This window comes from Propionispora vibrioides, from assembly GCF_900110485.1.
In the GTDB taxonomy this organism is placed as follows: Bacteria; Bacillota; Negativicutes; order Propionisporales; family Propionisporaceae; genus Propionispora; species Propionispora vibrioides.
In genome coordinates this window covers 21,647-35,547 of sequence record NZ_FODY01000017.1, presented here as the reverse complement: position 1 = coordinate 35,547, position 13,901 = coordinate 21,647, and the positions used below count along the sequence as shown (strand labels likewise).

The 13,901-nt window shown below is 52.6% G+C and carries 11 protein-coding genes; 4 read left to right on the top strand and 7 right to left on the bottom strand.

The annotated features are described in order from the left end of the window. The first annotated feature begins 1 nt into the window (after nt 1). Entirely contained in the window at nt 2–2,164 is a 2,163-nt protein-coding gene (locus BMW43_RS13430; protein WP_091748459.1) for a diguanylate cyclase, read from the top strand. 498 nt (nt 2,165–2,662) lie between these two features. On the opposite strand, the gene BMW43_RS13425 is transcribed toward BMW43_RS13430, so the two are convergent. Continuing rightward, entirely contained in the window at nt 2,663–4,537 is a 1,875-nt protein-coding gene (locus tag BMW43_RS13425) for an LTA synthase family protein (protein WP_091748456.1), read from the bottom strand. 446 nt (nt 4,538–4,983) lie between these two features. Between BMW43_RS13425 and BMW43_RS13420 the strand changes: the two genes are divergently transcribed. After that, complete coding sequence (locus BMW43_RS13420) at nt 4,984–5,625, top strand: YigZ family protein (protein WP_091748453.1); 642 nt, start codon at nt 4,984–4,986, stop codon at nt 5,623–5,625. 4 nt (nt 5,626–5,629) lie between these two features. On the opposite strand, the gene BMW43_RS13415 is transcribed toward BMW43_RS13420, so the two are convergent. After that, entirely contained in the window at nt 5,630–7,036 is a 1,407-nt protein-coding gene (locus BMW43_RS13415; protein WP_245732458.1) for an MATE family efflux transporter, read from the bottom strand. Nucleotides 7,037–7,500: 464 nt separating this feature from the next. Here BMW43_RS13415 and BMW43_RS13410 point away from each other — a divergent pair, with 464 nt between their 5' ends. Next, the gene (locus BMW43_RS13410) at nt 7,501–8,004 is read left to right on the top strand and encodes an acyl-CoA thioesterase (protein WP_091748450.1); all 504 of its coding nucleotides are present in this window, start codon (nt 7,501–7,503) and stop codon (nt 8,002–8,004) included. Between the two features lie 243 nt (nt 8,005–8,247). Here BMW43_RS13410 and BMW43_RS13405 read toward each other — a convergent pair whose 3' ends face one another. Together BMW43_RS13405 and BMW43_RS13400 are read right to left on the bottom strand one after the other, a co-directional pair. Next, nucleotides 8,248–8,871 (bottom strand): TVP38/TMEM64 family protein, encoded by a 624-nt coding sequence (locus BMW43_RS13405; protein ID WP_091748447.1) that lies wholly within the window; start codon nt 8,869–8,871, stop codon nt 8,248–8,250. Nucleotides 8,872–8,994: 123 nt separating this feature from the next. Continuing rightward, nucleotides 8,995–9,858: a DMT family transporter gene (locus tag BMW43_RS13400; protein ID WP_091748444.1), complete on the bottom strand. Its 864-nt coding sequence runs from the start codon at nt 9,856–9,858 to the stop codon at nt 8,995–8,997. A 329-nt stretch (nt 9,859–10,187) separates the two neighbouring features. Here BMW43_RS13400 and BMW43_RS13395 point away from each other — a divergent pair, with 329 nt between their 5' ends. Further along, nucleotides 10,188–11,144, top strand: coding sequence for an HD-GYP domain-containing protein (locus tag BMW43_RS13395; protein WP_091748441.1), 957 nt, complete (start codon nt 10,188–10,190; stop codon nt 11,142–11,144). Nucleotides 11,145–11,192: 48 nt separating this feature from the next. On the opposite strand, the gene BMW43_RS13390 is transcribed toward BMW43_RS13395, so the two are convergent. The 3 genes from BMW43_RS13390 to BMW43_RS13380 all read right to left on the bottom strand — a co-directional run bounded on the left by BMW43_RS13390 (nt 11,193) and on the right by BMW43_RS13380 (nt 13,894). Next, nucleotides 11,193–12,116: a DUF2156 domain-containing protein gene (locus BMW43_RS13390; RefSeq protein WP_091748438.1), complete on the bottom strand. Its 924-nt coding sequence runs from the start codon at nt 12,114–12,116 to the stop codon at nt 11,193–11,195. Nucleotides 12,117–12,212: 96 nt separating this feature from the next. Beyond that, nucleotides 12,213–12,968 (bottom strand): ABC transporter permease, encoded by a 756-nt coding sequence (locus BMW43_RS13385; protein WP_091748435.1) that lies wholly within the window; start codon nt 12,966–12,968, stop codon nt 12,213–12,215. Next, nucleotides 12,965–13,894, bottom strand: coding sequence for an ABC transporter ATP-binding protein (locus tag BMW43_RS13380; RefSeq protein WP_091748604.1), 930 nt, complete (start codon nt 13,892–13,894; stop codon nt 12,965–12,967). The genes BMW43_RS13385 and BMW43_RS13380 overlap by 4 nt, the downstream gene beginning before the upstream one ends. Nucleotides 13,895–13,901 lie beyond the last annotated feature (7 nt).

The following is a 13,901-nucleotide window of genomic DNA, read 5'->3' as shown; positions in this document are numbered from 1 at the left end:
TATGAACCGCTTACATTCGGTGCTATTGTCAGCTATCAAAAACCATTCCTTAAAGTCCCGCCTGATCGTCTGGAATCTTGGCATCGTATTGCTGCTAACCATCGTACTGTCCGCCATTTATTGCTGGAATGAAAGGGAGCGGACTTATGAAGCGGCCGAACGGCTGCTGCTGCAGGCCATGAGCATGCAGCTTCAGTCGGTGCAGAACTGGTACCGGGAGCGGGCCGCGGATGTGACAGTACTATCCCGGCTCGATTCAGTCCGTTCCCACGACAAGGCAAGGATGCTCGCCGATTTTCACTCCAACCTGAACAGCAGCCAGGATTTTTCCAGCTATACATACGCTGACAAAGACGGTATCACCGAGCTGGACACCTTGTTTCCTCCCGGCGTCAACATACAGGACCGTGATTATTTCCGGGCTTCGCTGGAGGGAAAACCCTTTGTCAGCGACATATTGGCCGGCAAGATGACCGGCCGCAATCTTTTAGTCTTTGCCAATCCGGTCTTCGACTACAACAACCAACTGAACGGCCTGGTATTCGCCTCTGTTTCGGTCGATACACTGGGCATTATTATGCAGGGCTTCCACCCCAGCGAAAGCAGCAAAGGCTATCTTCTGGACGGTAAAGGCTCCATTATTGCCGCCTCCCGGCTGGACGCCACCGATAAAGGTACGATTAAAAACAACCAGGGCTTCCTGCGGGCCAAAAATAAACTATCCGGCATTGGTGTCTACCAAGACCATCGCGGACGACAAGTCATCGGCTCCTATCAATGGATTCCCGAGTATAACGTGATTATCCTTTGTGAAATCGACGAGGCGGAAGCGCTCGCCCCCTACTACCAGCAAATCCAGCACCTCCTGTGGGGTGCCGTGCTGGTACTCTTCACCACCTTGCTCTTAACCTGGCTGCTGGCGCTAAATCTGGGACAACCCATTGTTCACCTGTCAGCGGCCGCTCAACGGGTGCAAAACCACGACTACTCGCAGCCCATCCCGGAATACAGCTATCTGACGTCGCCTAACGAACTACGCCGCTTCTGCATCGCCTTCAACAGCATGATGGGCACCATCCGGGAGCATGTTGCGCTGCTGCATAGCAGCAACCAGGCACTGTCCCAGGCCGAATCCAAATACCGCCTGCTCAGTACCCGTGATCAGCTCACCGGACTGTATAATCGGACCTATTTTGAAACGCAGTGGGATCACCTGACCGCGGCCCAGCAAGTCCCGCTCAGTCTGGTCGTCTGTGATGTGGACGGTTTGAAATTAATTAACGATACACTGGGGCACCAGGCCGGCGACGAACTGATCCGCACCTTTGCCCGGCTGCTGGCCGACAGCTTCCGTCTGGAAGACATCATTGCCCGGATCGGCGGCGATGAATTCATCGTATTACTGCCCGGTGCCACCGAAATAACCGTCCGCACCTGCCTGGACAAGCTGGGAACCTCCCTGAATATGTACAATACCCTGCGCCCCGAGCTGCCTATCGCCGCCTCCACCGGCAGCGCCACGGCCACGCAGCCGTCAGAGTTGAACCAGCTTCTCAACCAGGCCGATGATATGATGTATCAAAACAAAGAGAAAAACCGCAAAAAAACACGGCAAATCCTATTATCCACCCTCATCCAGACAGCCGAGCTGCGGGATCATCATCATACGGCCCACGCCGATGCCATCCAGCAATGGTCTTCCCTGATCGGTGAAAAACTGCAGCTTACCAGGCGGGAAATGCAGCAACTGTCCCTGGCCGCTCAGTATCATGATGTGGGAAAAGTCGGCATCGCCAAGGATATCCTGATAAAACCCGGACCGCTGACCGAACGGGAATGGCTGGAAATCAAGCGGCATCCGGAAATCGGCAGCCGGATCGCCAAAGCCATCCCCGAACTGTTTAATGTGTCCGACTTTATCGCCGCCCACCATGAGCGCTGGGATGGTACCGGTTATCCCTGTGGTATTGAGGGCCCTAAAATCCCGCTGCTCAGCCGCATCATCGCCATCACCGACGCCTATGACGCCATGCAGCGTACTACGCCGTACCGGCAGGCTAAAACTACCGAAGAGGCACAGCTCGAACTCCGGCGCTGCGCCGGCAGCCAGTTCGACCCCGAACTGGTCCAGGTCTTTCTAACCGTGCTGGAACCGACCGCGTAATAATAAAACCATGATCTTGAATAGCAATACCTCGCCTCATTGCCACAACACAGCCAGACGAGCACCTTCCCGGCCGTTACGGAAAAAGGCGGTCCGCAGGATGAAAAAATAGTACCTTCCGTTAAGAAAATCCGACTGTTTGAGCGAAGCGAGTTTCGGATTTTTAGGAAGGTACTATTTTTTCAAGCTTTTTGGAGTTCAGGCCTGGTGCTCTGCGTTACTTAAATCATTAGATAAGGTTGCAAGGATTTTTTTGCCCTGCAAGGCGGAGGAGTCGCGCATATCGGACATATGCAAGGCGATGACAACGAAGCAGGGCGAAAAAAGACTGCAAGATTATCCATGTATTTAGGTGACACAGAGCACCCTATTTTTTTGGTACTTTTGCATCATGGCAAAAGTACGAAGTAAAACGATCTAAGGAAACATGACAATCAATACGATTTATCGCCGTGGTAAGCATAGCAGATGACCATGCTTAGAACGGAACCAGGAGGATCAACGCTTACCAAAATAACTGCTCCGGATAATCTTATCGGCTACTTCCAGTCCCCGTACGGCATGATCCTTTTCCGCCGGGCTGCCGGCTTCCCCGACAACCTGCCCGTCCACCAGCACGGCAAAATCCTTGTTGGTATTTAGGAGATTGCGGCCCATCGCCGTCCGGGCGTATTCTGCCTCATCAATCCCCATGATATAGGCAATAGTCGGCAGAATATCAATATGCCCGCCGCGGGTCCAGACTTCCTCGCCGGCCATGTTTTTTTGATAAATAAGGAAAGGCACCCGGTGATTGTTAGAAAACCACCAGTCGTCGGCTGGCTTGATAGTGGGAATTTCCTCGCTGTAGAATTTATGTACCCCGTTATGATCGCCATAAATGACAACCACCGTGTTATCCAACAAGCCATCGGCATCCAGTTTGTCCAGGAATTTACCAATCTGTTCATCCGTATACCGCACAGTATGGAAGCTGGCTCCCATTTTGGTCCCCGCGAACTTCTTATCTACCGAAAGTACCTTGTACTTGTCCGGCAGTTCAAAGGGTCCATGATTGGTCAGCGTAATCAGAAAGGTAAAGAATGGCTGCTGCTGTTCCTTGATAAACGGCTCAAGCTGGCGTAGAAAAGAAGCGTCGCTTAGGCCCAGGCCGATAATCTCATCGGCCACAAAATAGTTGGAATCAATACAATTGTCGTAACCGATGGAATGCATGGCATGCATCCAGTTCCAATAGCCCCGGTTATCGGGGTGGGCGGCCATGACCGAGTAGCCGCGCCGGTCAAACAGCTTGGGCAGCGAATTGTAAGTATTGTCAGGATAGCGGAAATAGGTAGCGCCCATGCGGACCGGGTACACCGACGTATTAGCCATGAACTCAGCATCGGAGGTTGTTCCCACATTGACCTGTTCGAAAAACTCGGGGAAGAAAATGCTATGCTTAAGCAGGCGGTTTAAATTCGGTGTAAGCTCCTGCCCGTCCAGTTCGTTCTTTAGATAGAAGGTTTCCAGCGACTCCACCTGAATAACAATCAGGTTTTTGCCCTTAAACATGCCTTTATACAAATTGCCCGGCAGATTTTCCTGCTTCTGCGTATACCAGCCCTCAATTTCCTGCCGGTCGGCATCGCTCAGCACAAGCTGCTGGCATTCAGTCAGATAGTTGTACGCCTCAAACAAATGATAGCCCAGCGGCGAAAGATCGGTAATCGTCTGGGTTGGCGCCCAGCACATTTCAAACAGATACTGCCTTTTACCCCGTTCATCCGAAAGGTCATACACATAATGGGCATAGGACAAATAGACGCTGGACACGGCAATCAGCGCGAGGCAGACCGGAACTGCCCGTTTGGCCTGGAGGTACAAGTTCGGTCGTTTCATAACCCAGTACACCAAAAAAGGCAGGTCGATAAATAAGGCGATATCCTCCCGGCTGATAATCGACAGAATACTGCCGGAAAGATTGGGCAAATTGACGTACTGTTTGACGATATGAATCGAAATAAAGGTGCCAAAAGCTCTAAAATACCATAAATCAAACAGCAGCATCAATGAGCAGGCTATATCAAAAGCGACAATATACCAAAGCCGCTTTCTTTCACGCAACAAAAAAGCGAAAGAAAGGAAAATGAACATAAACGAAAAATAAACCGAATAAGTCGGAACCACATAAGCTACCTGAATCCAGGAATGAATCAGAAAATTTGTCTGATTGACAATACCGACAACAATCACGGACTTGATTAAAACGGATAATACCGCATACAGCAGCACATAATGTTCGGCCATTTGCCGCGCCTTCAGCTTTTGCTTAAGCTGGCTGAAAAACGCCGAAAATTTATTACCGTCTGCCGTCCTTGTCTGTAACTCCATGTAACTGACTGCCTCCACCCTTGTAAAAAATAAGCACTTAATGTAGTGACAGGTTCATATCTTGATCAAAGGGCGCAGGATAAATTTTCATCTGCAAGGCGGAGAAATAAGGCGTAGTGGGTTCCTACGCCGATTGACGACAACGCAGCAGATGGAAATTCAGACAAGTGATTTGATTAAAATATGGACTTGTTACTGCACTACACTATCTATACCGTTAAAATAATATCAAATCCTGTAAACCTATGTAAATGGATATCCTAAAAAATCTTAAAATTCCCTTATATTTTTATAAAAAGCATCCTCCGCCACCGATCGGCATCTGCCCTATGACATCTGCCCTGCAGGGTAGAGAACCGGCAAGCCAGGCTCTGCAGGCAGGCGCAAGGAATATGGCTTGGTCTGGCAAAACGGTTATGGTATGCTAAGAGGGAGGTGTTTATTACATGCAGACAAACTATCGTACTGTGGCCGGTTCCGGCGAAGCCTCCTACGAGATCAGCAAATCGCGGTTTCTGACTTATGTCGGCCGGGCTGAAACCGAGACAGAGGCGGCTCAGTTCATTGTAACTATCAAAAAGAAGCACTGGGATGCTACTCATAACTGCTCGGCCTATATCATCGGCGACAACGAGCAATACCAGAAGGCTGATGACGACGGCGAGCCAAGCGGCACGGCCGGCCGCCCCATTCTGGAGGTTCTGAAAAAGGCGGCCCTGACCAATACAGTAATCGTCGTCACCCGCTATTTCGGCGGCATCAAGCTGGGAGCCGGCGGGCTGATCCGCGCCTATGGCAAGGCTGCTGCCGTCGGACTGGCCGCTGCCGGACTGGTGGAGCGCCGGCTGCATACCACGATGGCTATCGAAGCCGATTATACACTGCAGGGCGTCCTGGAAAACAACCTGCGCTTAAACGGCTATCCGATTATCGCCAAGGAATACTATGAAAAAGTCAAAATTCTCACCCTGGAAAGCTGCGGCAATGAGACGGTTCTGGAGGAAAAGGTGACCGACTGGACGGCCGCCACCGCCCGGGTAACCCGCCTGCAGCCACAATATGTGGACATTCCCTGTACACCGGAATGACTGCTTATTCCTCAGTTAACCGGCTAGTCCGGCGTTGCACATAGGACAGCCGAACGGCCAGACCGACCGCACCGGCAGCCAGGCCGACAATAAAGCCGATCCAGTAACCGTAAGCGCCATAGCTGCTGTCTCCGGCCAGCCAATAACCGACCGGCAGGCCGATGACCCAGTAAGAAACCAGCGCCATTACAAAAGTAACCGTCACATCCTTGTAGCCCCGCAGTATTCCCTGGATAGGCGCCGCCACCGCATCGGACAATTGAAAAAAGGCGGCGTACACCAGGAAGGACTGAATCAGCAGCTTTACGGCAGAGTCGTCCGAATACAAAGCGGCCACAGGCTCGTTATATAAAACCAACACACCGGCTGAAATCAGTGCCAGACAGACAGCCGTGCCGATGCCGAGAAAACCGTACTGCCGGGCATCGCCTAAGCGCCGGGCGCCTGTCTCAAACCCGACGACAATGGTCAGAGCCATGGAAATGCTTAAAGGCAGCATATAAATTAAAGAAACAAAGTTAATGGCCGCCTGATGGGCGGCGATGGTCAGCGTCCCAAAATGGGACATAAATAAGGCGACTACGCCAAAAATACTGGTCTCACAAAAAATGGCAATGCCGATGGGCAAACCGATGCCCAGTTGTTCCTTTAGCGCCGGCCAGGACGGACGGGACCAGTTGGTCAATAGCCGGTAATCCCGGAATGGTGCCACCTTTTGCACCACCAGCACACTCATGATGGTGATGCACCAATACGTCAGGGCCGAGGCATAGCCGGAGCCAACGCCGCCCAGCCGGGGAAAGCCAAACTTGCCGAAGACCAGAATATAATTTAAACAGATATTGATCGGCAGCGCACACAGCGCAATCAGCATGGTCACCCGCGTATAGCCCAGGGCATCAATAAAATTACGCAGCACCATGTTGACAAAAAAAGGCGCTACCCCCAGCGCGATAGCTCCCAGAAAACGCTGGGCAATGGAAAATACGGCTGGTTCCAGGTTTAACTGCCCAAGCAATGCCGTAACGGTGACCGCTCCCAGGCCAATGGTAGCGGCAGCCAGCAGCAGCGCCAGATAAATTCCCTGGGCGACTACAGCAGGAACCTCAACCGAACGCTTGGCACCATGAAGCTGGGCCATGATCGGAGTCACGGCCAGCAGCACGCCACCCACGGCGGTAAAGACAGGCATCCACAGATTGCTGCCAATGGCCACCCCGGCCAGATCATCCGGACTGGCGTGACCGGACATGGTCGTATCAAAAAAGTTAATAGCGCAATAAGCAAGCTGCGTAATAAAGATCGGATATAAAATAGACAGCAGCGTAGCCGCCTTTTGTCGCCAGGAATATGTCTGTTCGATAAGTAACACCCCGTTGTTGAAAAATCCGCCGGGCCAGTGTTCCGCCAACTTTGCAACGGCAAATTAAATTTGCCGAAAAAGACCTGTGAAGAAATGGTAGTTTCCGAGTTGTCGGAACCCTAGGTAACCACTGATTAAATGAACCTGTCGGCCTGGCGAGAGATTTTTTCGTCAGGCAAGGAAGTAAAACCGCAGGAATAGCGGCCCCTATTTCAAGGTTTTGCTGACGCAGCCAGGCGGAAAAAGCTCCGTCAGGACGCGCAGCGTGAATTAATCAGTGGTTACCTAGCATACATATTTCATTATACACGCATTTACGCGAAAAAGGTATGCCGGCGGTCACTCCGGCCCTGCTCTTGCAAGGCGCACCGGCCAGTGCTATAGTAGACATACCGGTCCGGTGCCTTATCAGCTCCAAAAGACAGGCTTAAACCGGACAAGATACTAACCCTATATTATCAGCCTGCGGCTGCCGGGCCTTTGGCCCGATTACCGCTGACGGAGGAAAACAAATGAGTACAAAAACAGTCGGCCAGTCCAAGGTGATTATGTCCTCGGTCATGCTGCCGGAGCACGCCAATCCCGCCGGTCATGTCCACGGCGGCGAAATCATAAAACTGATGGACACGGCGGCCGCCGTCGTCGCCCGGCGGCATGCCCGCACCAATGTCGTCACCGCCCGGGTTGACGAGTTGGAATTCCATCATCCCATCTTTATCGGCAACGTGGTTACCTGCCACGGACAATTAACCTTTGTCGGCAAAAGCTCGATGGAAATATCCATTACCGTGACGATGGAGGATTTGTCGAAAGAGGAACCGGCCAAAACGGCGCTGACCGCCTTCTTTACCTTTGTGGCTCTGGATGAAAACGGCAGACCGCACCCGGTTCCCACTCTGGAAATCACCAGCGAGGAAGAAGCCTGTCTGTTTGAACAGGGAAAGCAGCGCTATCTGGCGTACAAGCAGAAAAAGGCCCGCCCTGCCGCTTGTCAGGTGACCCTGGAACAGCAATAACCGGAAAACAACTGACTGGCCGCGAGGGCCAGTCAGTTGTTTTTTGTCAAACTACGGTTGCCGGTTGGCAAAACCTCTAGGTAAGCACTGATTAAATGAACCTGGCTGGCGAGAGATTTTTTCGCCTGGCAAGAGAGTAAAAGCGCAGGAATAGCGGCCCCTATTTCAAGGTTTTGCTGACGCCGCCAGGCGGAAAAAGCTCCGTCAGGACGCACAGCGTGAATTAATCAATGGTTACCTAGCTTATTCCGGGTCTTTGTGCTCAAAGACCTTTTTATAGTGCAAAAAAACGAAATAGGCTGCTACCGATAGCGCCGCCAGAATAAACAGCCGGGGCGAATGCTGCCGGTACAAAAGCAAATCATGCCCCATAGTTACCTCGATAGCTGCCGAAGGCAGCTTTCCGATCAGCGTGGCCACCGCATAATCCCTAATCCGGATACTGCTCACGGCGCCCAAGGCGGTAATCAGGCCGGAAGGAATATAGGGAATACAGCGGGCAAACAGCATAATCACAAATCCCCGCCGGCCGCTGAACTCGTCTATCTTTTTTAAACCTTCGCTTCGTTCAATAATGGCATGGGCCCAGTCATGGAACAGATAACGCATCAGCAAAAAGCTGATGATCACGCCCAGCGACTCACCCAGCCAGGAAATGACGGTTCCCCAGGTCACCCCAAATAATATACCGTTAGCGGCCAACAGAAAAATATTCGGCAATACGGCCACGATATTGACCAGGACTACCAAAACAAAGGCAACCAGAATCGCATACGGTCCGTAAGACTGAATGAAAGCAATACTGCCTCGGACATCGCCATGCACAACGTAGCGCATCAGCCGGTGAATGAATTCAGGCTGTGTCACATAAACGACCGCCGCCAAAACTGCTATGGCGGCCAGAATGACGATACGAAGAGTTTGCTGATTTATGCCGGTGTGCTTAATCGTTCTGCCCCCTTTATCAACGAACTACCATTGAACCGTGTCCTATTCCCGGATGACCAGCAGAACCCCACTGAGAATGCCACCCACTCCCAGCCAGAAAGTCCAGCCCACCTGTTCCCCGAGAAACAGCCAACCCAGCAGAGTTCCCACCAGGGGCTGAAAGAAAAAATACAAACCGCCTCGGGCGGCATCCACTAACTGCAACCCCTTATTCCAAAAATAAAAGGCACCGGCTGTGGATACAATGCCCAGATACAAAAGCCCCGGCCAAACCGTCAGGCTGTCTGCTACCAGCCGCACCAGGTCGTTCCGGCCCAGAACAAAGGGAGTCATAACTAAGGCGGCCGTCAAAATGCCATAGGTAGTGACCACCAGTGCCGAATAACCGTTCGGCACCCGCTTGACCAGCACCGACATCAAGGCCCAGGTCAACGCTGCCACCACCAGTACCGCACCGCCCAGTTGAAACGAACCGCTCCCGTCACCGCCACCGACAATCAGCAGCACACCGGCGGTTGCCAGCGCAACGGCCGCGGCTTTTCGCACCGTAATCCGCTCGTTAAGCAGCCAGCGGGCAAATACCACCATAAAGGCCGGTGTCGCCGAGGTAATGACCGCCCCCATCTGAGCGGAAGAAAGCTGCGTTCCGGCAAACTGGGCCCAAATCGAAATGCAGTAGCCGATCAGGCCGATCAGCAAAATAAGCGGCACATCCCGGCGCCGAACCTTCCAGGACTGGCCGGTTGCCAACCCCATGACCACCAGTGCCGCCAGCGCTACCACATAACGCAGCCAGACCAGTTCCAACGGTTCAACGACAGCCAGTACCTGTTTGCTAACCACATACATACCGCCCCAAATACTGGCGGCGGCTATTAAATACAACGATCCAAGATATTCCCTCAATGTTCCGTCCTCCCTTTTTCCTTATCCAGGGGAGGGCTTGCGGCACGCTCCCCGTTAGTTAAGCGCGTACAGCCGGAACATCATTTTCAAATAAAGGCTTCCTATACATGGACGCTACCTCCTGTTAAAGCAACGTAATATCCCTATTATATCATATTGTCCCGCTGTCGCCTGCCTATTTTTCACCTCGCCGCAAAATTAGCGGACCAGCTCAAAAAGGGGAAGGTAATTGCCACTTTGCAAAGAAATATTAATATAAGATTATGTAACTCAACAGCCTTGTCCAGTACGGTATCAGCCTATCATTAATTACGACATCAGGAGTGTATATGGTTACCCACTATCTGTTTCCGCTGCGGACCAAGTTTTTCTATACCTGTATGTTTTGCTGCCTATTTTCGCTGTTTATGATTGCCAGCCTGCTCTTCCATGCTCCGGCCGACATCCTGATCCAACAAAGCCCGGTAAGCAGCAGCCTCCTCTCCGGCGAATATCTGGTCACCGCCTTTGCCGTGGCCGGTATCGGCTCCGCCCTGTGCTGCTACCTGCTAGCCCGCTACTTTTCCCGCCGGCTCAGCCTGGTCCAGCGGGCCATTCAGCAGCTAGCTAGCGGCAAACTGGACATCGATCTTGAAATCGACGGCAGCGACGAATTATCACTTCTGGCTTCGCAAATCAATCAACTGGCCTGCCGGTTGAGCAATGAGCGGGAGAATATGCTGCTATCAGTCATCGAATCACTGATCAATGCCCTGGAGGCTAAGGACACTTATACCTACAGCCATTCCTCGGAAGTGGCCGACATCGCCTTACATATCGGACAGGCGCTGCACCTGCCTGACGATCAGTTGTTTCAGATTAATTTTGCCGCCATTTTGCATGACATCGGCAAGATCGGCATTCCCACACCTATTCTAAATAAACCCGAACCACTGACCGACGAAGAATGGGATATGATCAAGCAGCATCCGGTCATCGGAGCACGGATTATCGCCGGCATTCCTTTTCTCAGCCATGTGTCGGATATCATTTTGCACCATCACGCCCGCTGGGACGGCACCGGTTATCCCAGTTCCTTAGCCGGCACTGACATCCCGCTGGGGTCCCGGATTATCGCAGTGGCCGACAGCTATCAGGCCATGACCTCCACTCGTCCGTACCGGGAAAGTATATCCCATCAAGAGGCCATCCGCCAGCTGACACGCAACGCCGCCACTCAGTTTGATCCGGATATTATAGCTATTTTTATAAAACTTTATGCCAATAAATACGGCAGCCCCGCTTGAGGCTGCCTGAAAAAGCGGACAGGATGTATTCCTGCCCGCTTCTTTTATTTATTTCTGCAAAGTACCCACATATTTCTTGATCATTGTCACCGGATGATACGACTGCTTCGCCTTGCGCAGACCGGGAATGCCCATATCCTCTTCCCGGTTGATATAAGGAATATGCGCCCAGGTGTTGCGGCAGTATTCCTGATTGATAGCGGTAAATACGCCGCGGATTTCCGGGTTGCCCTTTTCCACATGGGCAACCGCCGTATCCTCATTCAATCGCTCGCCGAAGGTAAACGCGGCAACCTGCCCGGAGAGCAGGATGGCTCCGCCGTTCAAACCCAAATACTCCATATTACCCAGCGCGTCGGCGATAGCCTGCTGCTCCAGCTTCAGGCTGACATCCTCGCTGTCTGGCTGCTGCAGCCACCAATTTTGGGCCACCTCCAGACAGGCCGGAACCAGATCAGGCGTCAGCGGCACATAGGAATAGTCACTGTAGGACCGTTTAAAACTGTTTAGATGATTTTTCTTGGAATGATATTTGCGGCCCGACAGATCAATCAGGTCCTGGGTGTTGTAAACATAGTCAAAATTATCCTCGTCTGCTTCCCACCGCAGCAGGCCCGGCCGCAGCGCATTCAATTCTTCGGTCATAAAGGCCTCGGCCCCGCGAATGACCAGTGGCCATCCCTGGGCGGCAAAATGCTCCGCCAAACGGTCCAAAGCATCACCCATGCCTTGATCGGGCGCACCAAAGGGCGGCAGAATATAATGCTCGCCATCCCAGGCCGCCCGGATGCAGAGATGTTCGCCAAGCAGCGCCCATTCCACCTGGAATCCGCTGCGCCACATAAACAGATTAGTAAAGCTAAAATGAGCGTTTTCATAACGCCGTTTACGAAGAAAACTGTCAAATAGCGGTTTATCCGCTAAACGAATCGGCTGAAAATTAATAATAAACCCTCCCTGAAATTGTCTCACGGCAGTCTGCCCCGCTAGGGCGAGGGCACGGCGGCAGGTGCTGCCAATTTATAGTTTTTCTGTATATTGTATCATATTATGGCCACCGGCATAACGTTAACTGATCAACTGCCTGCTAATCAATCGAACTGGCAGTCTGGCCAGCAAGACGGTCAGCACCAGCAACACGCTAACATGGCTCCACAGTCCCGGCGCCAGCTGCCCTAACGCCAGAGCCCGGCAAACCTCCACCGTGTGAAACAGCGGATTGGCCCACAGGAGCGCCTGCGCCCAGCCGGGCAGCGAAGAAGCCGGAAAGAATACACCGGAAAACAAAAAAAGCGGCGTAATAAAGAGTGTAATATAGTAATTCAAATAATCAATATGTTTTATACTTCCTGTATAAATCAGTGCCAGTATGGCAAAAACCAGGCCCGGCAGTACCAGGAACAGCGGGATCAGCAAGGCCCAAAGTGAATGCACCTGCCCCAATGCGGCAACAACGGCCAGCACGACCGAGCCAAACACGATATTTTTAATCGCGGCAAACAGAATTTCACCGGCCACCACGTCGCCTACCGAAACAGGCGCCGCCAGCATAGCGTGAAAGGTCTTTTCAAAATGAAGCCGCATAAAACTGCCGTAGGTGCATTCAAAGGTGGATGCCCACATAGCCGACGAAGCCACCATGCCCGGCGCAATGAACTGCATATAGCTCATACCGTCCATTGCCTCCACGTAGCTGCCTACACCGAAGCCCATGGCTGAAAGATACAGCAGCGGTTCAATCAGACTATAGGTTACATTGGTAATCAGTGTCCGGCGAAACACCGTCAGATGCCGTTTCAGGACAGACAGAACCTGCAATGTCATGCTTCGCCTCTCCTTCCTGTCAGCTTCAAAAACACATCCTCCAGATGCGAGCTGCGCAGATAACAGGCATGCTGCGGCACACCCAGGCTGGCCAATTCCCGCCAGAGCCGGTCCCCATCCTCACAAAAGACAAACAGGTCATCGGCCAAATAAACAGCCTCGCCGCCCAACCGGGCCACCTGACCGGCAAAATCAGCCGGAACCTGATCGGATGGCACCCGCACCTCAATCACATAGGGCCGGACATACCGTTTCACCAGCTCCTCCGGACTGCCCTCGGCCAAAATCAGCCCCTCGTTCATCACCAGCAACCGGTCGCAAAGCTGAGCCGCCTCCTCCATATAATGAGTGGTCAACACCAAGGTAGCGCCCTCGGCCTTAAGCTGTCTCAGCTTTTGCCACACCTGCCGGCGAGCCTGCGGGTCCAGACCGGTAGTCGGCTCATCCAGAATGATCATTTTCGGCCGGTTGAGGAGCGCTCTGGCAATGACCAGCTTGCGTTTCGAACCGCCGGACAACGACTCCACGGTAGCCGTCACTTTGTCCTCCAGCCCCATGAATTGCAACAGCTCCAATCCCCGCTGGCGGGCCTCCTGGCGGCTGAGTCCAAAATAACCGCCGTAAATCTCCAAATTCTCCAGTACCGTCAGCTCCACGTCCAGATTGTCCTCCTGCGGCACAATGCCCAGCAGCGCTTTCAGCGCCGGCGGCGTCAGCGGCGCCACCGGCTGGCCGAACAGGTGCAGCGAACCCTCCTCCACAGTAGACAAGCCGTACAGCATGCGCATGGTGGTCGATTTGCCGGCGCCGTTATGACCGAGAAAGCCGACACACTGCCGCTCTTCGATCGTAAAGGATATCCCCTTCAAGGCTTTAAAGCCGCCATAAGTCTTACCCAAATTTTCCGCTTGCACAATACCTGGCATAACCGGT

What these genes read in the sequence shown, in the direction of transcription:
- BMW43_RS13430 (WP_091748459.1), top strand. Translation starts at nt 2, where the DNA reads ATGAACCGCTTACATTCGGTGCTATTGTCAGCTATCAAAAACCATTCC.
- BMW43_RS13425 (WP_091748456.1), bottom strand. Translation starts at nt 4,537, where the DNA reads ATGGAGTTACAGACAAGGACGGCAGACGGTAATAAATTTTCGGCGTTT.
- BMW43_RS13420 (WP_091748453.1), top strand. Translation starts at nt 4,984, where the DNA reads ATGCAGACAAACTATCGTACTGTGGCCGGTTCCGGCGAAGCCTCCTAC.
- BMW43_RS13410 (WP_091748450.1), top strand. Translation starts at nt 7,501, where the DNA reads ATGAGTACAAAAACAGTCGGCCAGTCCAAGGTGATTATGTCCTCGGTC.
- BMW43_RS13395 (WP_091748441.1), top strand. Translation starts at nt 10,188, where the DNA reads ATGGTTACCCACTATCTGTTTCCGCTGCGGACCAAGTTTTTCTATACC.
- BMW43_RS13385 (WP_091748435.1), bottom strand. Translation starts at nt 12,968, where the DNA reads ATGACATTGCAGGTTCTGTCTGTCCTGAAACGGCATCTGACGGTGTTT.
- BMW43_RS13380 (WP_091748604.1), bottom strand. Translation starts at nt 13,894, where the DNA reads ATGCCAGGTATTGTGCAAGCGGAAAATTTGGGTAAGACTTATGGCGGC.